Origin of the sequence: Gracilibacillus sp. D59, from assembly GCF_052246695.1 — a bacterium.
Lineage (GTDB): Bacteria > Bacillota > Bacilli > Bacillales > Amphibacillaceae > Gracilibacillus.
Window position 1 is genome coordinate 164566 of sequence record NZ_JBQQCK010000002.1, and the last position, 21917, is coordinate 186482.

Below are 21917 nucleotides of genomic sequence, written 5' to 3' on the forward strand. Positions count from 1 at the left end.
AAAGGAGAAATAAAAAATGGTGAACGAGGTAAAGCAACAAACTGGAGAAAAATTAATGCGTATTTTGATGTTCACGCTTGTCCTGTCCGTCATGAGTGCAACGGTATTTAATATCGTGCTGCCAGATATCGCCGAGGATCTTGACCTTTCTTTTGCCCAAGTGAGCTGGGTTTCGTCAGCCTATATGCTGATTTATGGAATCGGAGCGGTCATCTATGGGAAGTTGGCCGATAATTGCAAGCCTAAAAATTTATTAACGTTTGGCCTGATCTTTTTTTCACTTGGTTCAATAGTTGGCCTAATCGCTCAAGTATATTGGATGGTGCTTCTTGGTCGAATCTTACAGGCTGTGGGGGCTTCAGTCATTCCGGCAATGGCTATGATCATCCCCACCCGATATTTTCCGCCTGAGAGACGCGGTCGCGCTTTGGGTATGGTCGCAGTTGGATTGGCGCTTGGAAGAGTATTGGGTCCTATTGTTCCTGTTTTAATTGTCAGCATTGCTAATTGGCGATGGTTGTTCTGCCTACCGCTTTTTACGCTGTTCCTATTGCCGTTTTACCGTAAATATTTGGAGGACGAACAAAGGCGTAGAAGCAAAGTGGATTGGATTGGCGGTGGGCTGTTTGCCGGGGCAATCGCACTATTGCTCTTGACTGTTACGAAAGGAGAATGGATGCTTGCCATTGGCTGCCTGACTTTGTTCGTCTTGTTCATGGTACGCATTCGTTCTGCAGCAGAACCATTTTTTCAAGCTCGTTTGTTCCAAAACAAACGTTACGCTCTTGGGCTGGTGATCACTTTTCTTGTCAGTGGGAGCAGTTTCTCCTTTGTTTATCTTAGTCCGTTGTTGTTATCCGACGTCAATCATTTGGACCCACAACTGATTGGCATGGTGATGGTTCCAGCAGCCGTCATTGCTGCTATTCTCGGGAAAAAAGGTGGTGAATTAGCAGATGTGAAAGGAAATCCATTCTTATTCTACTTATCATCCGTGTTAATGTTCATCGCCTTTCTTTTATTATCTTCCTTTGTAGGAAGTTCGCCGGTTATTATCGCTGTCTTTTTAACCATTGGTGATGTCGGAGCAGCGTTTATACTCATTACACTGTCGAACACGATTTCCCAAACATTACCGAATGAACAGATTGGGGTTGGCATGGGTATTTTCTCCATGTTGAACTTTATGGCAGGAAGCGTAGCAGGAGCCGTTTATGGAAAGGTAGTTGATCTAGGGGCTGTTGTGAACTGGAATCCCGCAAATTTGTTCTCGGCCGGATTTGTTTACAGTAATATTTACCTCTTCCTTGCTCTTTTGCTTGTAAGTATTATATTGCTTTACTATTTCCAGCTTCAGAAAGCATCAAGCAAGCATTTTTAAATGACTTATAAACCAAGTAGGACTGAGCAGAACCCATAATATGATTCATTGAAAGTGGGAAACAGCCGCTAAGTGGTAGCAACGATAACTTAAATAATCTGAGGAGGATTAAAAAATGGTGACAATAGATGAAAACCGATTTTTTACAGTGATGGTTGAGTTTGATGTTGAACCACAATTCCAACAGGTATTGATTGATGGAATTACTGATCAAGTCGAACAATACTTTCCCCATCTTACTGGATTTGTTTCCGCGAGTTTTCATGCGAGTGATGATGGGCGAAAGGTGGTGAACTATGGTCAATGGCTGTCAAAAGAATCCTGGATGAGAAGCTCTTCAGCAACGGGTTTTGACATCGCAAAAGAGTCAATCGCTGAAGTTATTAAGCGCTGTGGGGCAAGAACTGCGAAGGTTGATTTCTTTCAAGTTGCACGAGTGATCGAAAGCTCGTAAAGAGGTATTTTGTTTTAGCGCTAAAAAACTGTTTGAATGAAGATATCCAAATATTTGAGTTTACTTGAGGGGTATACTCCCCATGATTCCACAATTTTTAATAGGAGGAATGTAACATGAGTAAGATAGCCATTATTATTGGAAGTACACGTCCGGGTCGCAACGGCAAGACTGTTGCCCATTGGGTATATGAGATAGCTAATCAACGTAGTGATGCTGAATTCGAAATCGTGGACATTGCAGACTACGATTTGCCACTGCTTGATGAACCGAAGGGAGCAGCATCAGGTGAGTATACGAAACCACATACTAAGGCCTGGTCCAAAAAAATAGATGCTTTTGATGGTTTTATTTTCGTCACGCCAGAGTATAATCACGCAACGTCACCTGCCCTTAAGAATGCTATTGATTTCTTGTATAAGGAATGGAATAATAAAGCGGCCGGTTTTGTCGGATACGGGGCTGCCGGGGCTACGACTGCAGTTGAAAATCTTAGGATGATTATGGCTGAATTGGAAGTTGCCGACGTACGTGCTCAGGTTCGACTTTCTCTCTTCACCGATTTTGAGAATTTCAGCGAGTTGAAGCCGGCTGCATTCCAAGAAAAATCAGTTCATGCCATGCTTGATCAGGTCATCAATTGGAGTAGTGCATTGAGCGTTCTTCGGTGAACCTAAACAATCATTATTAATGTGGCCACATTCTTTGTATGAGGATGTGGTTCTTTACATAGTTCACAAATAGACAAGGAATTTTGAATAGAATATTATTCAAGAAAAAGGTACAAGTCGAGAATAGGATATGCTCCCACTTTTCATAGGTTTTGATTATTTATAATAATGATTGATCATTTTAAAGGAAATATGATTATAATCAATTTTGATAAAATTATATTAGTACTATGGATTCTTTACATTCAACAATCAGCCAGTTTTGTAGAATAAGAAATTTGTATAACAGCGATCTGTTTAGATCAGGTGAGATGTATTAATAACTTTTTGAATTAAAAGGGAAGTTTCATTAAGGCCACAACAAACGATGTACCCAATAATCATCTTTACGCTGATATTGTACCCTGATATGTTTCCGTTCTGGATCCCCTTGCCAGAATTCCACTTCTTCTGCATAGACTGCGTATAACTTCCAGGTAGGGCTTATAATATCGGGTACTTCTTTTACTAATTCCTTTGTTTTTAATAAAGCTTCATCTAAATTCTCACGTTGCATCATTTCCTTACTCTGGTGTCCAATTAAAGCCATTGCCCTTGCTCCACTCGACCTTTTCAAGAAATCATTTGAGCTTGTCTCTGATGGCATTTCAGTGGCTACTCCACGTATCCGAACCTGTCTGCCGATTTCTGACCAATAAAATGTTAAAGCAACTTTTGGGTTAAAATTCAGTTGTTCTCCTTTTCTACTTGTGGTCGATGTTGCAAAGTACCATCCATTGTTTATTACATCTTTTAGAATTAATACTCTGGCGTCTGGAGCACCTGCCTTGTCAACAGTGGATAAAGTCATTGCATGAGGTTCATGAATACCTTTCTCAATCGCAACATATAACCATTCCATGAACAAATCTGACGGGTATTCCGGTAAATCTTTTATATGAAAATCCGGAAAAGGACCGGCTAATGATTTTAAGTTTCTTAATAAATCCTTTGTTTGTTTCATGATTCTGCTCCTTTCTTTATGAATATGAATAGTAGCCTCTTATATTAATATAAAGGAGATTATTTAATAAATCTAATATATAATTATACTTAAATTATAAATAATATTTATGATAGGAGGCGGAACGTTGAATCTTCATGCATTACGAATTTTTACACAAATAGCAAAGCATGGGAGCGTTACGCGCGCAGCAGAAAGTCTCTTAGTTAGCCAGCCTGCTGTGACAATACAACTCCGTAAATTAGAACAAGAAATGGGAATGAAGTTGGTTACTTCTGAAGGACGCTCCATACAATTGACAGAGGCGGGTGAGTTACTTGCCACTCATTCAAAACGTCTCTTTGCACTCGAAGCCGAAATCGAAACAAAGATGAATGATTTTTTAACAGGGAAACGTGGAAGTTTACGTATATGTTCAACTCAACTACCTGCGAGTACAGTAGTACCACATTGGATTGTAAAGTTTAAGCAAAAATACCCTTTGGTAGATGTTCAACTTTATAAAGGAAACACTGATTGGACCTTTCAACAGCTGCTAGACTATTCGGTACATGTAGCTTTCGTTTATAGCGAACAGCAGGGAGAAAGTGTTGAATCACACACGCTTCTTGACGATGAGCTTATTTTTATTGTCCACGAAGATCATCGATTAGCTGGACTAGAAGTTTCACTCGAGGAGCTTTTGAGAGAACCGTTTATCTTACGTGAAAAAGGAAGTGCCACAAGAAGAAATGTGATGAAATTATGTGAAGTAGCTAATCTCAAGGAGCCGGAATCCGTCCTTCAAATCGAGGGGATGAGAGAGTCTATTGAAGCTGTAAAAGCAGGCTACGGTGTTGCACTAGTTTCTGCACTTGCAGTGAAGAATGACCTGCATAACGATAGGCTTGCCAGAGTTTTTGTCAAAGATGTATTTATTAAGCATCCGATAAGACTTTGTACGAGGAGTAATGAAGAACATTTAACGACCACAGCCAACTTTATTTCACTAATAAAAGATGAGTTAGAAAACCCCTAGCTGAAACAGAATCATCAATATTATTTATTAATAGCATAAAAATATATATTATTTTTATACTGAAAAAGCCTTTATACTATTCCTAACACATATCATAGAGGTGAATATTAAATGAAGGCTCTAATCATGTCTGATTTACATTTAGATATTAATGAACAATTATTAGGAAGAAGTGTAACTTCGGAATTTATTAACTGGTTGAATAAAAAGTCCTGTGATGTGATTTTCATTGCCGGTGATTTGGCAGGTGATGCGTTAGACGCAATCCAACTTGTTGAAAGAATTCAAAATGAAACTAACAAGAAGGTATACTTTGTAGCTGGAAACCACGATGTGTGGGTACCTAAGGATAATAAGGAGAACTCTTGGAACAGCTATGATTTAATGTATAATCACCCATGTTATCTTAATAAACCTATACAAATTGGAAGGCATACCGTAATTGGCGACATGGGATGGTACGATTATTCATTTGGATTAGAACATTTTCCACCCATCAAATTTAAAGAAGAGAAAAAACAAGTTTGGAAGGATGCTCTCTATGCACGATGGGAAATGGATGATGAAGGAGTTTTAAACAAAATGATAAACAATTGGCGACTTCGTCTGGATGAGCATAAAGATAATCCTGTGATGTTTATCAATCATTTCGTTCCATACAAAGAATTCCTAACATGGCACACTGATGACGATAAAATGAATTTTTGTCAAGCTTATATGGGCAGTAATCAAATTGGCGAGTTGGTAGATCGATATCAAAATGTTGCCTATGTTGTTTTTGGGCACACACATAAACGCCACGGTGTCGTTGATCATCATGGAAAGAGGGTTATATGTCAACCATTTGGGTATGTAAACGACTGGTTAGGAAACAACTTCGTTGAGGAATTGGATAAAGCATCTGTCATGATCGATCTATAATGAGAACAGATGTGGAAAAGCCAGTGTTTGATGAAAGAAGAAGGACTGAGAATTCTACCCGATATGCGACCTGAATCTTTGAAACTCATCTGAAAGAAGATGATCAATTATATCAGAACTTCATTAATTTTCCTGAACTATACAGGAGGATTAGAATTGATACAATGCAAAGTTATAGAAATGAAATGGGTATTTTAATAAAGGTTGGATAAGTTTATTGAAAATACAAGAAAAAATAGAATGTATGGTCAGTGGAATGATAATGGCCGCTTAATTAATTATTGAGGAGAGGAAATGAGAATTGAAATTAGAACGTTTGATATCCATCATATTCAAGCTCCTAAATAATGAAATTTTGTCAGCTTCTAGTTTAGCTGATGAATTTCAAGTATCATCGCGGACAATTTATAGAGACATCGAAGCTATTTGTGCGGCTGGAATACCAATCGTTTCTTACCAAGGTACTAACGGAGGTTTCGGTATAATAGAAGGATACAAATTTGATAAAAGCTTAATAGGTTCTGATGACATATTGAATCTAATCACAGTATTAAGTAGTTTATTGAGTATTTTTGAAGATAAGGAAATTGAACATACTATAGATAGATTAAAAATACTTGATTCAAATAGCAACAATAAGACTTTATTGGTTGACTTGGAAAGCCATAGAACAGAACCAAATTCATTAATGAATCTGAGAAAAGCTATACATGAACAAAGGGTAATCCTCTTTGATTATGTAAGTAATAAAAATGAATTTACATCACGTGAATTAGAACCTATTCACCTTCATTATAAGTTCCGTAACTGGTATTTATATGGTTATTGCAGAGAACGTCAGAATTATAGAGAATTTAGAGTTTCACGTATGATGAGTATAACTCTGACACAAGAAAAATTTCTACAGAATCACGAAATTAAAGGTGGTTCATCTTATTCAGACTGTAAGCTAGAAGGGTTTGAAGATGTAGTAATCTGGGCTAATCCAAATTCCTTAGCAGAAGTATTAGACCAATTCCAGAATTCTTCAAAAGTTATTAACAGTGATGGAAGTATGACATTTACAATTTCTGTTTATCAACCTCTACATGCAGGATGGCTAAAATCAATTCTTTTAAGCTTTGGTAGTGGGGCTAAAATTATAAAACCTGTAGAACTGCAATCAATGTTAATAGATGAGGCAAAAAAAATAATTAAAGTTTATGAAGATGTATGACAAGATGTTGTCATATATCTTTTTTTATAATACAAATATCAACTTAAAAAAATAAGAAGTTAAGGAGTAGATGTAAAATGAATCATGCAAGAAATATGTATGAGTACCATATTTGGGCTAATAAGGTGTTACTAGAAAGAATAAAAGAATTACCAAGCAATGTCCTTTATGAAGAGGTTAGTAGTTCGTATCCAACTATTGCTAAAACGTTTAGTCACATCTATGTGGTAGATGTGACGTGGTTACAAGTACTTAAAGGAATTGAGATGCAAGAAGCATTGGAAGCTTCTATGGTTTTCTTAGAAAAGACTAATGTATATTCTGTAGATGAATTTGTTAAGTCTTATGGAGAACTAGCTTCACAGTATGAAGAATGGATGAATAGCCAAAATGATTTGGAACAAAAAATTAATTTGAATAATCCTTGGACAGGAGCTAGAGAAACAGCTTACTCAGAAATTTTATTTCATGTTGCTAATCATGGTACTTATCATAGAGGTAACATAACAACTATGTTAAGACAACAGGGGTACACTTCGACAATGAATGACCTCGCTTTATATTGGTATCAGAGTTAGGTCAAATAGTACTTGCAAATTATGATAGCTGATATCTGCGAATACAATGAAATAGTCAAATCTGATTTTTAAAATAAATGATCTTTAATCAAATTAACTGAGCTATAGAGTAACAAGCCAAACCTAAAAAGTCGATCCTGTAGCGTACAGGAATTCGACTTTTTTATGTTGAAATTCGCTTAGCGTGCAAAATTCCGTAATGTTCGGTACTTCAGTTAAAAGCTCCGAATGTATTAGAATTTAAAAGCCCTCTCACTATGTTCCAACCTTCGATATATAAGCGCAAGCAACATGGCAGGTATCGTACAAATAATCATTCCAATAAACGATAACCTCGGCTCGATCTCGTATAAATAGCCTCCCAAAATAGTGAATACAGCAGTGCTCCAGCTAAGTGCCAATGCAGAATAAACACCTTGTGCTTTTGGTATCTGTAGATGTGGAATGTTTTTGATTAAGTACTTCATAAAAGCATAATGTGCCATTGCAAACGATAATGCATGCAACGTTTGGGCTATACAGAAAATAATCACATTAGGAAAGGTAAAAACTAATATCCAACGAACAGATGAACCGATTGCTGCGATTGTCAGTAACGATCCAATTGAAAATTTATCAAACTTTTTATCTGCAATGGAGAAGAAGATGATTTCTGCAATTACGGCAATGTTAATAATAAAACCAATCAGGTATGTTGGTGCCTGGATTTCTTGTAAGAATATATAGCCGTAATTGTAATACGTAGCATGTGCCGCTTGTAATAGAATGACAATAATCAGTACCAAGCTGAAGTGTTTGATACGGAATAATTGTAATATTCCTATGTTTTTTGTTTGGTCTACTGGTGGCTTTTTCGATAAAATAGCAGGTGTTTGCATAAAATCAAGACTTACAAATCCGATTACACCGAGTAGTAGTGCCCATAAAATGATTTCATCCCCCAACCATCCTGTAAAAATGGTTAAAACCATGCCGACAGAGACAAAACCAATCGAACCCCATTGCCTGCTTCGTCCATAATGTTGTAATTGTTTACTTTGCACAAGAACACCAGCGACACTATCCAACGCAGGCATTAAAGTTGGATAGAATAGGTGTAAGGCGATTGTTGCGATTAGTAAACTAGCAAACGAATTTGCTGGTATGTAACAGACAATAGCAACTAATGTACCAACTCCCATTATCTTTAATAATATTTTACTGCTAACTTTCCCTGATAAATATGGAAAACCAAATAATGTAGAAAGTCCTCTTGCTATTAATCCTAAGCTCATGATCAAACTAGCTTCAGAGACCGATATCCCTTTTGTTTGAATCATCCAGCCTGACCAATAAGGTAGAAAAATCCCCCATGTTAAAAAGAAACTAAAAAAATGTATACTCATCCATCGTTGTGTGTTCACGTATGTATCCTCCTCATTGATTGCATGATATCATGGAGGAAGAGACAAATAATATGAGAAATCTCACATTCTGAGGTGAACGGATGGAAATTTATAAAGGTAAGGAAAAGCAGATTTATTTGGAAAAGAACTCTATTGCTCATTTATTTTCCTTTCCAGTCGAGGATCGTATTGAAGTACATGAATATCAACGTAATGATTGGATAATTCAAGAAGGCATGATACCCGATTTTTTATTTTATGTTATTAAGGGAAAAGCAAAGATTTACATAACCCATCAAAATGGGAAAGTGTCCTTAATTAATTTTATCAATGCCCATGAATATATTGGTGAAATGGAATTATTACATGATGTCTATTATACAAAAGGTATTCAAGCTTCAACGAAGACGATTTGTTTTGCTCTTCCTATTCATTACTATCGCAAACAAATGCTAGAAGATGCGAAATTTCTACGTGAATTAACCAAATTTTTAAGTGTGAAAGCAACAGAGATGGCGGCTAAGTATACGCAAAGCTTAGCATTCCCACTGGAAAATAGGCTAGCAGATTTTATTTTGCAAACGGCCGATGAAGGGATATATAAGGAGAGCCATGTTACAGTCTGTGATTATTTAGGTGTATCTTATAGGCACTTGTTGCATGTGCTTGCCCAATTCTGTGAAAAAGGATACTTACTAAAGGAAGGGCGGAACTATCAAATTAAGCAGTATAGTTTTTTGTATGAACTGGCTGAGGTTTTGAAGAATTAGAGAACAGTATGATGTGTAGACCAGTTTTCAGCTGAAATAGTGTTAGCCTTAAAATTGTTTGACCTCTTTTAAAGAAACGGGCGCAAATCTAAAATAGGATATGTGCCCATTAGAAACTCTATGTTAACATTTTGGTCTTATATTTAGATAATTATCTGCCGAATTGTTAGTAATTGATACACTTTTTCCTTGCTCGGTTACCATCCCATTTATTTAGAAGGTATTAAACCTTCAATGAAAAGGGTAAGTCTTATTTTTTATTCTGCCTCTTATCCAAAATAGATCGCAGCTCTTTAATATCATCTTCGGACAAGTCCTCATCCTGAATAAATTGAACGAGCATCGATTTTAAGGTCCCGTCATAGAAGCGTTTCACAAAAGACTTTGTTTTGGCGCGCTGGCATTCGTTTTGAGAAAATAGCGGATAGAATGTATAGACGCGCTGATCCTTGTTAACACCGATGACTTCTTTGTTAGTGAGTCGATCCAACAGGGTACGTACGGTTTTCGGCTTCCAATTCGTTTCTGCCGGCAAGGATGAAATGATTTCATTGGCTGTTCGCGGTGCTTTTTGCCAAAGCACTTTCAATACTTCCCATTCCGATTCTGAAATAGTGGGTATTTTATTCGTCACGTGAATCCCTGCCTTTACGTATTTAATAAATGTTTTTGTCTTCCAAAATGGATTTTGTAATGTCAGCAGCTATACTGCCTTTAGCGTGATGGTCGCTTTCGATGTTGGTTGCAAAGAAATAGGTGGTGTTTTTCGCCTCAACATATCCTATGAACCAGCCATTTACATATTTATCGTTGATCGTTCCTGTACCGGTTTTGCCATATAGTGTAACATTTTCTTTCGTCTCTAGCTTTATGGTATCTTTTATTAATTCAACGTTCCTCTCATCAAATCCAAATTGGTTGGTATAAAAGTCTTTGAGTGTCTGCACCTGTTCAATCGGTGAGATTTTTAAAGAGGATTCTAGCCAATAGTCGTCTATTCCACCAGACACATTTTGATTTCCGTAATTTATTTGTTGAAAATATGCTTGGATATTTTCTTTCCGTAACTTTTTGTCTAGCTTTTGAAAGTACCAATTCACGGAGTTTTCCATTGCGGAAAATAAATTTTGACTTTGGTTCCAGGCATCGTGTGGATATGTTTTCCCATTCCACTCCATGGAGGTATGATGTCGTGTAATCACACCAGAGTCTAAAGCGAATAACGCACTGTAAATTTTATACGTGGAATTCGGTGAAACCCGTAACACGCTTTTGTCTTTATTATAGATAAGATATTGCGCTTTCTGCAAATCATAGAGCACAAAGCTACCATCATATCCATTGAAAAATGTGCCTAAATCCTCATACACGGTCTGTTTATAATCAAAATTGATTCGATCCTCACCATAAGAAATTGCAGAGATAACGGGTACCTGACTTATGACAATCCCCGCCAGCAGTATGAAAATTATGATGCTTTTCAGTTTTAAAAGCTTTGATTCTGTTGTGAAGGTTGCAATTCTTTCAATTCTTTTTCTTATTTGCTTTTTGGAACTAGCAAGCTGGTTAGCCATTGCGAACTGGCTTTGAAAAGAGGGCTTATCAGCAAACTTAATGATTGTGTTTCCATATGCTGTATAATGGTTTTGATCGAGCCTTTTTAAGACGGCACTATCACAGGCTATTTCCCGGTCTAATCGCATTTCCCTGAAGGCAATCCAAATCAATGGGTTATACCAGTACAAAATCTGGAACAGGACAACCAAGTAATTCGTAGCAAGATCTTTATATTTAAAGTGATTTAATTCATGCAACAAAATGTATTTCAGTTCATCCTTGGACAGCCATTCTTCAGCATGACGTGGCAGAATAATGCAGGTTTTAAAAATACCGAACGTAAGTGGCGACTTAATAAGCGGTGAATTCACCAACACAAGCTTCTGCGAAATGTGGAGGCTTTGTTTGCACTGTTCGAATAACGTTTGAATCTCTTGATTTTCTACAATGCTTGTGGACTTTTTTATTCGCCATAGTTGAATCCATGCGTTAACGGTTAAAGCGATCATCACTAGCATACCCGTAATCCATATAATTGTTATGAAATGGTTTAAAAGTGTCAGGTCAAACCGGTTAACAGAGATTGAGAAATCTTGCATCCAATTTCTTCCGCTTTCTGTTACGAGATTTTCAGTAGTGGGATTGGACGATGACGCAATGCTCTTTTGATTCCCACTCCACGTGAACTTTGTCCCGAAATCCAATAAATGGATTGGAAGTAAGGGAAGTGTTAATGCAATCAGTAAAATAAACCATAAATTATATTGCCATTTGGATGATAATTGGTTTTTGAAAATCTTTCGGATCAGCATGATAATGATGACTACGAAAGAAGAGATAAACATGTTTAAAGCTAGGTGGAGGGCAGACATCTTACTTCATCTCCTTAACCGAGAAGTTATTTACTTAAAGTATCTCAATTTTACCACTAGGTCAATAGCTGCTTGAATGATGAGTTTACATGAGCAGTGATAGATGAGGTAAAATTCATTGGTATGTAAACTATTTGGGGCATGTATCAAAGTGAAACGATGTTGTTAGCAAATACGATAGAAAAGTCTGTAGATGGATACTTTTGAGCCCAAACAGAAAGTGTCTGAATGAAGCAAAGTCTAAGTTCTACACTCATACAAACAAATCTGGTCATTAGAAAAAGCTAAACAAAATCGATGAAAGAGAGTCACACATGCCAGTTTTGACAGACATGTGTGCTTTCAGCTTCTCTTATTTTAAAGCGTTTAGTGTGATTTCAGCAGCCTTTGCAACCAACTCATTGTTATATTCTGCATCCTCTGTATCATGCCGGGACATAACTGCAATGACGATTGGTTCTCTGTTTGGTGGCCATACAACGGCAATGTCATTTCTTGTACCGTAACTCCCTGCTCCGCTTTTGTCTCCAACGATCCATCCTTCAGGTTGGCCTGCGCGTATAAGTGCATCCCCTGTTGCATTTCCTTTCATCCAATCGATAAGCAAATCACGCTTATCACTTGGAAGAAAATCACCAAGTGCGACTTTTTTCAGGTTGGTAGCCAAAGCTCTCGGTGTACTGGTATCACTTTTGCTCCCCGGTGTAAATTCATTCAATTCGGTTTCATATCGTTCGGACTCGGTAACGTCATCACCGATGTCTCGTAAGACTTGCTCAAACTTATCAGGACCTCCGAGTGCCTCTAGTAATAGATTTCCAGCGGTGTTGTCACTTGTTCGAATAGCCGCTTCGCTAATTTCTAACAGTGTCATTCCGGTATCCACGTGTTTCTCGGTAACCGGAGAATAAGTAACCAAATCATCCTTACTGTACGTAACGACTTTTTCAAGATCTTTGATTTCCTTTTGCTTAAGCAGGATTGCTGCTGCTAGTAATTTGAAAGTGGATGAATATGCGAAACGCTCATCCGCATTGTATTCAACGGTTCGGTTCCTACCTGTATCGATAGCATAGACGCCAAGTCGGGCGTCAAATTCATTCTCTACCTGGGCAAACTCTTCATCTTTATTGATGGTTTGCTCGGTATCGGTTTTCTTTCCAGATGATGTATCGGCTTTATTGTCTGCATTTGTGCATGCGGTAAGTGTTGGTAGAGCCAGCAATGCTATGTAAAATATAAACTTAAGCATGCTGGAATTGTATGAACTTATGGTTCCCATATAATACCTTCTTTCTATATAGAATAAATTTCTTATCTGTCTTCTCCTATTCTAATCTTTTCTTGTCAGCATATATTCCCCCTTTTTTATTTATTAGATTACATCTGTAATACAATATTACATTTGTAATCAACGAAAAGCAACCTTAAAATTATTTAAAGAAATTGAAAACAATGCTTGAGGTTTTTTCCAGATTGTGTTTCAAAGTGCTTGATACTACTTATATTCATTTAACTGCCCCATCATAATAGGCACTCGTAATAGATACATCTATACCTTTATTGCTAAATTTCTATTTTTCTGCCGAAAATCACAAAAAGTCTATGTTTATTGTAAATACATGCAGTATGAAACCATTTATAATCTACTTATCCCTCAATTATAAAATGAAAGCGCTATGATTACGGAGGGGGAAAAGGGAGTTTTTTTATGAAGAAAAACATATGGCTATGTATTGCCATCTTACTCGTTTTAACCTTTGCCACCCTTCAGGCCGTAAACAGCATAGTAGCCGACAGGGTAGATAAAGGTGAGGTCAAGAGTTTAGATGCGAAAGGTTTGGAAAAAATAGTAAACCAGGCAGGTTCTAACCAAGTGGGGAAATCAACAGGCGTCAAAGCACCTCCATTTACACTGAAATCACTTAATGATTCAGCTTATATTTCAATTGGAGGAAAAGGAGCAAAACCTGTCGTCTTGAATTTTTGGGCAAGCTGGTGTGATGCCTGCTCGGTCGAAGCTTTGGAGCTTAGGAAGCTCTATGAGCAGTATAAAAATCAAATCGATTTCTATGGAATTAATGTGACAACGGAAGAACAGCCTGAAAATATTAAGGCTTTTATTAAGAAAAACGACATTCCATACCCAATTTTGCTTGATGAGCATAAGCACGCAGCTGATCTTTACGAACTCCATACGCTGCCTACCATGTTCTTAATCGATAAAGAAGGCTATATTGTCGATACGTTTCATTTGGTGGACCCGGTTGAGCTGGGTGAGAAGATTGCTCGACTTGCTGAGCAGTAATTTAGATAAGTATTTTTATAGAAATTAATTTTTGAAAAGAGGTGATGGATCGTAGGAAAATTCTGTAAGAGTAATAGTGTTTATTTGAATAACAAATAATGAGAGGTGAATTCATTGAAAGGTAAAGTAACGATTGTTCAGTTTCTTATACTGACTTTATTTGTATCGATTGTTTTTCCGTTTTCAGCTCAAGGAGCAGAGCATAAAGAAATACACGATTATTTCTCAGACCATTTCGATAAAACAATAATCAATGATAAATGGAATGTGGTTGAAGGCCCGTGGTCAATTGATTCAGGAAAGTTGACTGTAAGTAAAGGAGCTGGATTTAAAGCTATCGCAAATAACACAACTGTTAAAGACTTTTCTTTGGAAACTGATATCAGCCTCGCAGACCAGAATGGTGATGCAGGGGTATTATTTCGGGTTAATAGCGCTGTACCAGGTACTGACAATGTCAAAGGCTATTACGCTGGGGTGACAGCTAATGGAACCGGGTCTGTGTTTCTAGGGCGTATGGACAACAACTGGAACGAATTGAAACGGTCTGCTGTTACAATTAAGCCCAATACTACCTATCATTTAAAGGTGACTGCTGTTGGCGACAAAATTCAAGTCTATTTGAATAAAGACTTAGTGCTTGAACAAACTGATAGCACTTATACAGAAGGGAACATCGGAGTTAGAATTTACAATTCCCAGCCCACTTATGATAACTTCATGGCTAGTACCATGGATGGCACCAGCTTATTCTTGGATAAGTTCGACATTGCTCCAGAGCAGACTATCGACACATGGAATATCGTTGATGGTAGTTGGGGATTAGTGTCAGGTTCCCTAAAGGTCAATAAGGGTGAGAGCCATAAAATTCTCGCTAAGGATATGCATTTCGATGACCTGACTTTGGAAGCTAATGTAAGACTGTCTGCGGATACGGGAAATGGAGACGCAGGTCTTCTATTCGGAATAAAGAATGGTTCCCCACCGGAAAAAGACAATGTACGCGGCTTTTATGCTGCAATAAGCGGCGATGGCAAAGTAACTCTTAATCAAATGAAAAATAACAAGCGGCAGGTCCTGAAAACATCGAAAGTGTTTGATAGTATCGATCCGAATAAGTTTTATCATCTGAAAGTCGTAACTAGCCAAAATACTATTAAGGTCTACGTAAATAATACACGTACTCCAGTCATCGAATATAGTGATAAAAGCCGAGTTCATAACGTTAAAGGTGGAGTTGGATTACAGATTCACCAATCCCAAGCTTTCTTTGATAATTTTATTGCAAGTGCGTATGTAATACCTGAAAAAACCTTCAAAGAATCTGTTACAAACAAAAATCCGCTTGTAGAGACACCGTTTACTCCGTTGCCTCTTGGTTCAGTTGAGGCTAAAGGCTGGCTTCTCAAGCAACTTGAGCTCCAGCGCGACGGGGCTACCGGTTATGCGGAGGATCTGTATAACGAATTGGGAACAGATGCAGCATGGCTAGGAGGCACAGCGCCGGAATCTGATTGGGAAAGACCCGTTTATTATTTGAAAGGCTTGATTCCTCTTGCATATACGTTGAATGATAGGGATCTAATCGCCACTTCTCAAAAATGGATTAACGCCATTTTGGAGAGTCAAAGTGAGGATGGTTTTTTCGGTCCAACTATGAATGACGATTGGTGGCCTCGCATGGTAGCACTTTATGCGCTGAAAGATTATTATGAAGCGTCAGGTGATGAACGCGTTCTTCCGTTTATGACAAATTATTTTAAGTATCAATCCACTCATTTACCTACCCAGCCTTTAAGGGAATGGGGGAAAATACGTGTTGGAGATAATATAGATACCGTCTTATGGTTGTACAACCATACGGGTGACAAGTTCTTGCTTGATCTGGCAGATATGTTAGCAGGACAGGGTTATCCAATTGCAGATATTTTTAACAAAAATAAGTTTCAGGATTTCGGAAGTGATTTCCATCCAACTCATACGGTTAATGTGAATCAAGCTATTAAAATGCCTGCTATTTATTACCAGCGTTCGCATTCTGAAAACGATCGTGATGCTTTCGAAGCGGGAGTGAAAAATCTATCTAATCATAATCAGATAACCGGCATGCCTTCCGGTACCGAAATGCTTGCTGGAATTTCTTCCACACAGGGAGTAGAACTTTGCGCTATTACAGAGCGGATGCAAAGTAATGAGGAAGTTGCGATGATTCTTGGCGATCCGCACATTGGAGATGCTTTGGAAAAAATAGCCTTCAATTCTCTTCCTGGAGCTATGGATAGGCAAATCAAGAACCATCAATATTATTCCTTACCTAATCAAGTAGAGAGCAACTATGCAGATCATGGCTTTAAACAAAATTATTCCAACGCTATGATGCCTTCTCCAACTTCTGGTTTTCCGTGCTGCCGTTTCAATATGCATATGGGCTGGCCGTATTTAGTGAAGAATATGTGGGCAGCATCCGCAGACGGAGGTATTGGGGTCATTGCCTATGGTCCGAGCCAGGTATCAGTGAGACTGAAAGATTCAAACGTTACGATTAATGAGACCACAAATTATCCGTTTGAAGATCAAATCAACTTTGAGGTAACCACATCAAAAAAGGTGCAGTTCCCACTCAAACTCCGTATTCCGGCATGGTCGGTTAATCCTACCGTAACTGTAAATGGAGAGCCTGTGAAAGCTGTGAAAGCAGGAGAGTATGTAAGCATCGACAGAAAATGGAAGAGCGGTGACAAAGTGGTTCTTCAAGTGCCGATGAAGCTGAAAACGACAACATGGGTCAATAATTCCATTGGTATTGAACGCGGTCCGCTTGTGTATTCCCTCCAAATGAATGAGAGTTGGCAGGTTAAAAACAAGCCAATTGCTGAAGTGCCAGGATTCAATGCGTCTGCTTTAGGCTTTAACGAGTATAGTGTAAAGGCGGAAAATCCATGGAACTACGGTTTGCTCATTGACCGGGAGCATCCAGAGGAATCCATCGATGTGATTACAGGACCAATGCCTGAGAACCCGTTCAAGCAAACAACGACACCAGTTAAGCTGGTAGCTAAAGCGAAAAAAATCCCAACATGGGGTAAAGCAGCTAATAACGTAGAAGCAGCCGAACCGCCTGTTGGACCAATTCTTTCAACAGAGCCGACTGAAAATATTGAATTGATTCCATATGGAGCGCAAAATCTGCGTATTAGCTATTTCCCTGAAGTGACAGAGAGCTTGGCAGATACTGGGGCAGCCAAATATGAAGCAGAACAAGCCGACATATCCCGTGCAGAAGTAAGAACGAACGCACCCCATGCATCTGGGAGAAGCTATGTAGGCGGCATTGATTTTGCCGAAAGCTATGTGAAGTTCAATCAAGTTGTTGTTCCTGAAGCGGGAAATTATAATGTCGATATTTGGTTTGCCAATGGAAATGGATTCAATGCCTCGACGGGCAAAATGATTGTCAATGGCGAAGTACACTCGTTGACATATCAAGGTACACAAGGCTGCGGCGCTTCATGGCTACGAAAATAGAGGTCCCTTTGAAAAAAGGTACAAATACGATTATGTTCATGAAGGATCAAGGATTTTATGAACTGGATTATATAGTGGTCAGACCGTTGCAAAAAAATGGCTCTTATTGAACAAAACAGTCAGTAGCCAATAATAAATGGAATGGATAATAGTTGAACCCAGCAATTTTATTATTTAGTTCTCAGGTTGTCGAGAATTCTCGGCAGCCTTTGAATAGTCTGCATGGCAGGTGCAGACTATAAGATATTTCTTGAACAGTGAAGGCATTAATAGCCTCATCTTCAGGTTAAGATAAGGATGTCTATTTGCTTTAATGTATCGTAGATTTTTCTCCATTCTCCAACTTGTTGCCAATAAAAACCCCTCTAATTCACTATCTTTAATGGTAATCAAATATTAAAAGCCTAATTTCTCGGTATTGTAAGTGAGAAATTAGGCTTTAGTTACTTCATGAAAGCGCCTGATTGCGAAAGAATCGTTATGGAATGCGTGGTTAGTGCAAGAACATTAAACCTTACTTTTTTAGATTTGCCTTCATTAATGAGGAAATCTGTTGCTCATCTGCGTTCAAAATTTGTTCTAGTTGATTAATAACTAGCTCTTGTCGCTCTAAAGAATGGTTTTGACTTAACTTAGCTTTTCCTTCTATTCTATTAATTTTAATTTTGAAACCTTGAATGCCTTTGTTCAGAGCACCCAGGAACTTAGCATCTAAATCATCTAATCTGTATGAACTGTCAGGACTTTCATATTTCAATACCATTTCATGTAAGGAATCTGCTAACTCATTTTCGTCCTCTAAAAGTTCAACTTCTCCATTAACATGAACGGTTACGTAATTCCATGTTGGTACAGCTTTATTCGTCTCATACCAAGATGGGGAGATATAACAATGAGGACCATGGAAAATAGCTAGAACGGTTTGGTTAGTAACATCTTTCCACTGAGGATTTGGACGAGCAAAGTGTCCATATAAGTATGATTTCTCCTTGTTCAAAATTAACGGTAAATGAGTTGCAAATGGCATTCCATTGTGTTGAGAAAAAAGTGTTGCAAAACTATGTTCTTTGATAATCTCATAAGCTATTGTTTCATCTGTGACCTTAAAGTGTTCTGGAATATACATCATCATCCACCTTTCCAAAAGTTATATGAGAGTTTTCGTCATTATTAAGTCCTGTTGTTCTTCATCACCCATATAAAATGAATGGACTCCAGTTTGAACAAACCCCATTTTTTTGTAAAAAGAAATAGCATTTTCATTTTTTTCCCAGACGCCTAGCCAGATTTTCGCTTTATTAGATTCGACCGCAATTTCTATCGCCTTATTTAGCAGATATTTACCCAGGCCATGTTTTTGAAAGTTGTTCTTTATATAAATCCTCTCAATTTCAAGTGATTCATCACCAATCTCTTCAGACTGAGCATCATTGATATTCACCTTTAAATAGCCTGCGACTTCATTATTAAAATAAACAAAAAAGAATTGGGAAGAAGTATTTAATAATTCTTTTTCTAATTGTTTTAAGTTAAATGCCCTTTCCAAATAGGACTTCATATTTTCGGGTGAATTCTGATGCTTAAATGTCTCGTTAAATGTTTCATAACTAATTTCTTGTAGTTTTCGTAAATCTTCAAGGGTACACTTTTTTATATTTATAGTCATAACTGCTCCTTTATATATTCAATAATTTCTCTTATTTCCCTTTTTTACAAATTCCCAGTCTTTTTCTATATTTTTTCTTACTCTCTGTAGAAGTTCAAAAATGGTTTCTACTTCTCTATCGGAAAGCCCCTCTAGTGCAACGATATTGGAATAATCATTTTCTCTTTTGATAAAAGGATAAACCTTTTTCCCTTTATCAGTTGGAAAGAGTTTTTTAATTTTTTTATTATCTTTATCTTCTCTCTTTTCAATAAAGCCATTGATTTCAAGTTTTTTGATAGCACGAGCTGCTGTTGTTCGATCCACTTTTATCATCTCAGCTAACTTTTCTTGAATAATTCCCGGGTTTTCACATATTCGGACCATGTACAAATACTGGCCTTTTGTAAGATCATAGTCTTTAAATTCTATATTACTTATAGAATCTAACGCCCTTGCTATCATTCCAATTTCACGAAGAATATCCTTCATAATTAACTCCTTACTTGCCATTTTTGTTGTAAATGCAACAATAATTACATATGCTAAACTTAACATAATTTTATTGCATATGCAATAAAAAATAATGATGAAGAGATGATTAAAGTGAAATATAATTCAATCTAGTAGAATCAAAAAAATCATCCAAAATCCTTCATAACCAAGGGTTTTAGATGATTTTCTTGGGAGGGAAGGCTGTTTTAATCATAGCTCATCTCTCACATTAGTAGAAACACAGGGTGCGTTTTGGCCATCAACAAACCCAGAAATTTCCGTCGTTAATTTAAATATGTTAATTGATTCTTTGTATTATACGGAAAAAGTTCTTGTTTCGCTTTAAGACGAATGACCAAATCAGGATTCGATATAAATAATTGTCCAAATGCCACTAAGTCTGCCTGTTTTTTCTTAATGATGGAACTTCCTTCGTCAGGATCTATATTGCCTACAGCTATGATGGTTTGGTCCCAGTATTGTCTAAATAATTCATGAAGTGATCTTTTATCATTTTTAAGTGCATAACCATAATTTTCTACAGAGGGGTGCACGATTTTTATCTTATGTTTGGAGAGTACCTCAATTATAGCGAGTACTATTTCTTCCGGCTGTTCCCATGTATAGTCCTTATCGTCGTCTTTCTTTTCAGATATTCTAATACTGATTCTATTTTTTGGTACAACTTTCTTTACTTGTTTAATAATTAAATCTAAAAATCTTAACCTCTTTTTTAAAGAACCTCCAAACTCATCTTGACGGAGATTCGTTTTTTCACTTATAAATTGATCAATGAGATAACCATGTGCTGCATGTATTTCAATGCCATCAAAACCAGCTTCCATAGCATTTCTTGCTGCAATTTTATAATCATCTATAATGTTATATATTTCCTGTTTACTCAAAGATTTAGGTGTTTGGAATGGCTGCCTTAATCTATGAACGAAGCCACTTGCAGCTAAGGCAGATGGTGAAACGGGAGCGTGCCCTCCTAAAACTTCCTGGTGACTTAATCTGCCTACATGCCAAAGCTGTGCAAAGATTTTTGTATTATATTTATGAACTTCCCTTGTAACCTTTTGCCAACTCAGAGTTTGAGAGTGTGTATATATTCCTGGTATCCCATACGTTCCTTTGGCTAATTCATTTATGGCAATACCTTCTGTAATGATCAACCCTGCACCATATCTTGCTCTCTTTCCATAATAGTCGGCAATTAGGTAATTGACTTCACCTGTTTGATTATCAGCAAATCCTCTTGTCATTGGAGCCATTACAATTCTGTTATCAAGATTTAAGTTTCCAATGCTGTAATCGGAAAAGATAGAACATGTCATATTATCACCTCATAAAGAATTCTAATTCTATACGGTTCTGTTTACAATGGGATATTTAAGTTATATACTATGAAAAACTTTAAAATTTAAAGAAGTGGGGGAAGAGCATGTTAGATCATATCGATCATCAAATTTTAAATTTATTAAAGAGAAATTCGAGACTTACATATACTGATATTGGTAAACAAATAAACATGTCATCTCCTGCTGTTAAAACTAGAATAGAGAGATTAAAGGATAATGTTATAAAGCGCTATACAATAGAGGTAAATAATAAAGAACTCAATAAAGGGATTCATGGTTTTGTTTTATTTAAAACAACTAGCTGTGAAAGGTTAACAAATTATTGTAATAAAAACAGTAATATCATAGATTTATGGAGAATAAGTGGAGAGTATAACTATTTAGCTGAAGTTGTTTGTGAAGAAATGGATGAGTTAGAGCAAATCTCTAAAGATACAACTAACTTTGCGTTTTCTAATATACTTTCTGTTTTAGGAAAATATAACGTTTGTGATAATTAGAGAATACTTGAACTAGTGAAAAAAGAGAACTTTTAACAAGCCCGTTGATAGATATTACAAATGAATAAAATCTATCAACCTTTTTTATAATTAGGAATAAAAATTCAAGCTACACTTGGTTTAATAGTAGTGGTCCTGGTAAAATCTGACAACGATTTAAGTCTGCGTTAAATACAATTTAATCATAGTAGAATCAACAAAGGCAAATCATCTAAAACCCTTCATAACCAAGGATTTTAGATGATTTTTTTGTTGAA

20 protein-coding genes and 1 pseudogene are annotated in these 21917 nt (G+C 37.0%); 12 read left to right on the forward strand and 9 right to left on the reverse strand.

Translation table 11 applies throughout. The features are described 5' to 3' along the window. Positions 1-16: 16 nt before the first annotated feature. The 3 genes from ACTWP4_RS04065 (at position 17) to ACTWP4_RS04075 (ending at position 2506) form a co-directional block, all read left to right on the forward strand. Positions 17-1381, forward strand: coding sequence for an MFS transporter (locus ACTWP4_RS04065; RefSeq protein ID WP_443127486.1), 1365 nt, complete (start codon positions 17-19; stop codon positions 1379-1381). A gap of 115 nt (positions 1382-1496) precedes the next feature. Next, the gene (locus tag ACTWP4_RS04070; protein WP_443127487.1) at positions 1497-1835 is read left to right on the forward strand and encodes an antibiotic biosynthesis monooxygenase family protein; all 339 of its coding nucleotides are present in this window, start codon (positions 1497-1499) and stop codon (positions 1833-1835) included. Between the two features lie 116 nt (positions 1836-1951). Then, positions 1952-2506: an NADPH-dependent FMN reductase gene (locus ACTWP4_RS04075; RefSeq protein ID WP_443127488.1), complete on the forward strand. Its 555-nt coding sequence runs from the start codon at positions 1952-1954 to the stop codon at positions 2504-2506. Positions 2507-2855: 349 nt separating this feature from the next. Here the strand turns inward: ACTWP4_RS04075 and ACTWP4_RS04080 are convergent, their stop codons facing one another. Continuing rightward, a complete protein-coding gene (locus ACTWP4_RS04080; protein WP_443127489.1) occupies positions 2856-3509 on the reverse strand; it encodes a pyridoxine/pyridoxamine 5'-phosphate oxidase in 654 nt (217 codons plus the stop codon). A 127-nt stretch (positions 3510-3636) separates the two neighbouring features. Between ACTWP4_RS04080 and ACTWP4_RS04085 the strand changes: the two genes are divergently transcribed. The 5 genes and pseudogenes from ACTWP4_RS04085 to ACTWP4_RS04105 all read left to right on the forward strand — a co-directional run bounded on the left by ACTWP4_RS04085 (position 3637) and on the right by ACTWP4_RS04105 (position 7242). Then, positions 3637-4527, forward strand: a complete 891-nt coding sequence (locus ACTWP4_RS04085) for a LysR family transcriptional regulator (protein WP_443127490.1) — start codon at positions 3637-3639, stop codon at positions 4525-4527. 111 nt (positions 4528-4638) lie between these two features. Next, positions 4639-5448, forward strand: a complete 810-nt coding sequence (locus ACTWP4_RS04090; protein WP_443127491.1) for a metallophosphoesterase — start codon at positions 4639-4641, stop codon at positions 5446-5448. Positions 5449-5475: 27 nt separating this feature from the next. Further along, positions 5476-5733, forward strand: a pseudogene (locus tag ACTWP4_RS04095) (YdeI/OmpD-associated family protein); the annotation flags it as partial. 16 nt (positions 5734-5749) lie between these two features. Beyond that, positions 5750-6664, forward strand: a complete 915-nt coding sequence (locus ACTWP4_RS04100) for a helix-turn-helix transcriptional regulator (protein ID WP_443127492.1) — start codon at positions 5750-5752, stop codon at positions 6662-6664. 77 nt (positions 6665-6741) lie between these two features. Further along, entirely contained in the window at positions 6742-7242 is a 501-nt protein-coding gene (locus ACTWP4_RS04105; protein WP_443127493.1) for a DinB family protein, read from the forward strand. A gap of 233 nt (positions 7243-7475) precedes the next feature. Here the strand turns inward: ACTWP4_RS04105 and ACTWP4_RS04110 are convergent, their stop codons facing one another. After that, a complete protein-coding gene (locus ACTWP4_RS04110; protein WP_443127494.1) occupies positions 7476-8645 on the reverse strand; it encodes an MFS transporter in 1170 nt (389 codons plus the stop codon). An 83-nt stretch (positions 8646-8728) separates the two neighbouring features. Between ACTWP4_RS04110 and yeiL the strand changes: the two genes are divergently transcribed. Then, complete coding sequence (yeiL, locus tag ACTWP4_RS04115) at positions 8729-9397, forward strand: transcriptional regulator YeiL (RefSeq protein WP_443127495.1); 669 nt, start codon at positions 8729-8731, stop codon at positions 9395-9397. A gap of 250 nt (positions 9398-9647) precedes the next feature. Here yeiL and blaI read toward each other — a convergent pair whose 3' ends face one another. From blaI to bla, 3 genes are all read right to left on the reverse strand, one after another. Beyond that, on the reverse strand, positions 9648-10031 hold the full coding sequence (blaI, locus tag ACTWP4_RS04120; RefSeq protein ID WP_443127496.1) for a penicillinase repressor BlaI: 384 nt from the start codon (positions 10029-10031) through the stop codon (positions 9648-9650). Positions 10032-10053: 22 nt separating this feature from the next. Then, complete coding sequence (locus tag ACTWP4_RS04125; protein WP_443127497.1) at positions 10054-11826, reverse strand: BlaR1 family beta-lactam sensor/signal transducer; 1773 nt, start codon at positions 11824-11826, stop codon at positions 10054-10056. Positions 11827-12178: 352 nt separating this feature from the next. Beyond that, positions 12179-13078, reverse strand: a complete 900-nt coding sequence (bla, locus tag ACTWP4_RS04130; protein ID WP_443127924.1) for a class A beta-lactamase — start codon at positions 13076-13078, stop codon at positions 12179-12181. 459 nt (positions 13079-13537) lie between these two features. Here bla and ACTWP4_RS04135 point away from each other — a divergent pair, with 459 nt between their 5' ends. Together ACTWP4_RS04135 and ACTWP4_RS04140 are read left to right on the forward strand one after the other, a co-directional pair. Beyond that, positions 13538-14134, forward strand: coding sequence for a TlpA family protein disulfide reductase (locus ACTWP4_RS04135; RefSeq protein ID WP_443127498.1), 597 nt, complete (start codon positions 13538-13540; stop codon positions 14132-14134). Between the two features lie 114 nt (positions 14135-14248). Next, positions 14249-17659: a family 16 glycoside hydrolase gene (locus tag ACTWP4_RS04140; protein WP_443127499.1), complete on the forward strand. Its 3411-nt coding sequence runs from the start codon at positions 14249-14251 to the stop codon at positions 17657-17659. Between the two features lie 514 nt (positions 17660-18173). Here the strand turns inward: ACTWP4_RS04140 and ACTWP4_RS04145 are convergent. The 4 genes from ACTWP4_RS04145 to ACTWP4_RS04160 form a co-directional block, all read right to left on the reverse strand. Next, positions 18174-18785, reverse strand: a complete 612-nt coding sequence (locus tag ACTWP4_RS04145) for an FMN-binding negative transcriptional regulator (protein WP_443127500.1) — start codon at positions 18783-18785, stop codon at positions 18174-18176. Positions 18786-18806: 21 nt separating this feature from the next. Then, the gene (locus ACTWP4_RS04150; protein ID WP_443127501.1) at positions 18807-19325 is read right to left on the reverse strand and encodes a GNAT family N-acetyltransferase; all 519 of its coding nucleotides are present in this window, start codon (positions 19323-19325) and stop codon (positions 18807-18809) included. An 18-nt stretch (positions 19326-19343) separates the two neighbouring features. Then, entirely contained in the window at positions 19344-19796 is a 453-nt protein-coding gene (locus ACTWP4_RS04155) for a MarR family winged helix-turn-helix transcriptional regulator (protein WP_443127502.1), read from the reverse strand. A 287-nt stretch (positions 19797-20083) separates the two neighbouring features. Next, complete coding sequence (locus ACTWP4_RS04160; protein WP_443127503.1) at positions 20084-21136, reverse strand: oxidoreductase; 1053 nt, start codon at positions 21134-21136, stop codon at positions 20084-20086. 107 nt (positions 21137-21243) lie between these two features. On the opposite strand from ACTWP4_RS04160, the gene ACTWP4_RS04165 reads away from it, so the two are divergent. Further along, positions 21244-21660, forward strand: coding sequence for an Lrp/AsnC family transcriptional regulator (locus tag ACTWP4_RS04165; protein ID WP_443127504.1), 417 nt, complete (start codon positions 21244-21246; stop codon positions 21658-21660). The last annotated feature ends 257 nt before the right edge of the window (positions 21661-21917 follow it).

Excerpts from the sequence above, each read along its gene's own strand:
- ACTWP4_RS04065 (WP_443127486.1), top strand. The coding sequence starts at position 17 with ATGGTGAACGAGGTAAAGCAACAAACTGGAGAAAAATTAATGCGTATT.
- ACTWP4_RS04070 (WP_443127487.1), top strand. The coding sequence starts at position 1,497 with ATGGTGACAATAGATGAAAACCGATTTTTTACAGTGATGGTTGAGTTT.
- ACTWP4_RS04075 (WP_443127488.1), top strand. The coding sequence starts at position 1,952 with ATGAGTAAGATAGCCATTATTATTGGAAGTACACGTCCGGGTCGCAAC.
- ACTWP4_RS04080 (WP_443127489.1), bottom strand. The coding sequence starts at position 3,509 with ATGAAACAAACAAAGGATTTATTAAGAAACTTAAAATCATTAGCCGGT.
- ACTWP4_RS04090 (WP_443127491.1), top strand. The coding sequence starts at position 4,639 with ATGAAGGCTCTAATCATGTCTGATTTACATTTAGATATTAATGAACAA.
- ACTWP4_RS04105 (WP_443127493.1), top strand. The coding sequence starts at position 6,742 with ATGAATCATGCAAGAAATATGTATGAGTACCATATTTGGGCTAATAAG.
- yeiL (WP_443127495.1), top strand. The coding sequence starts at position 8,729 with ATGGAAATTTATAAAGGTAAGGAAAAGCAGATTTATTTGGAAAAGAAC.
- ACTWP4_RS04125 (WP_443127497.1), bottom strand. The coding sequence starts at position 11,826 with ATGTCTGCCCTCCACCTAGCTTTAAACATGTTTATCTCTTCTTTCGTA.
- bla (WP_443127924.1), bottom strand. The coding sequence starts at position 13,078 with ATGCTTAAGTTTATATTTTACATAGCATTGCTGGCTCTACCAACACTT.
- ACTWP4_RS04135 (WP_443127498.1), top strand. The coding sequence starts at position 13,538 with ATGAAGAAAAACATATGGCTATGTATTGCCATCTTACTCGTTTTAACC.
- ACTWP4_RS04145 (WP_443127500.1), bottom strand. The coding sequence starts at position 18,785 with ATGTATATTCCAGAACACTTTAAGGTCACAGATGAAACAATAGCTTAT.
- ACTWP4_RS04150 (WP_443127501.1), bottom strand. The coding sequence starts at position 19,325 with ATGACTATAAATATAAAAAAGTGTACCCTTGAAGATTTACGAAAACTA.
- ACTWP4_RS04155 (WP_443127502.1), bottom strand. The coding sequence starts at position 19,796 with ATGAAGGATATTCTTCGTGAAATTGGAATGATAGCAAGGGCGTTAGAT.
- ACTWP4_RS04160 (WP_443127503.1), bottom strand. The coding sequence starts at position 21,136 with ATGACATGTTCTATCTTTTCCGATTACAGCATTGGAAACTTAAATCTT.
- ACTWP4_RS04165 (WP_443127504.1), top strand. The coding sequence starts at position 21,244 with ATGTTAGATCATATCGATCATCAAATTTTAAATTTATTAAAGAGAAAT.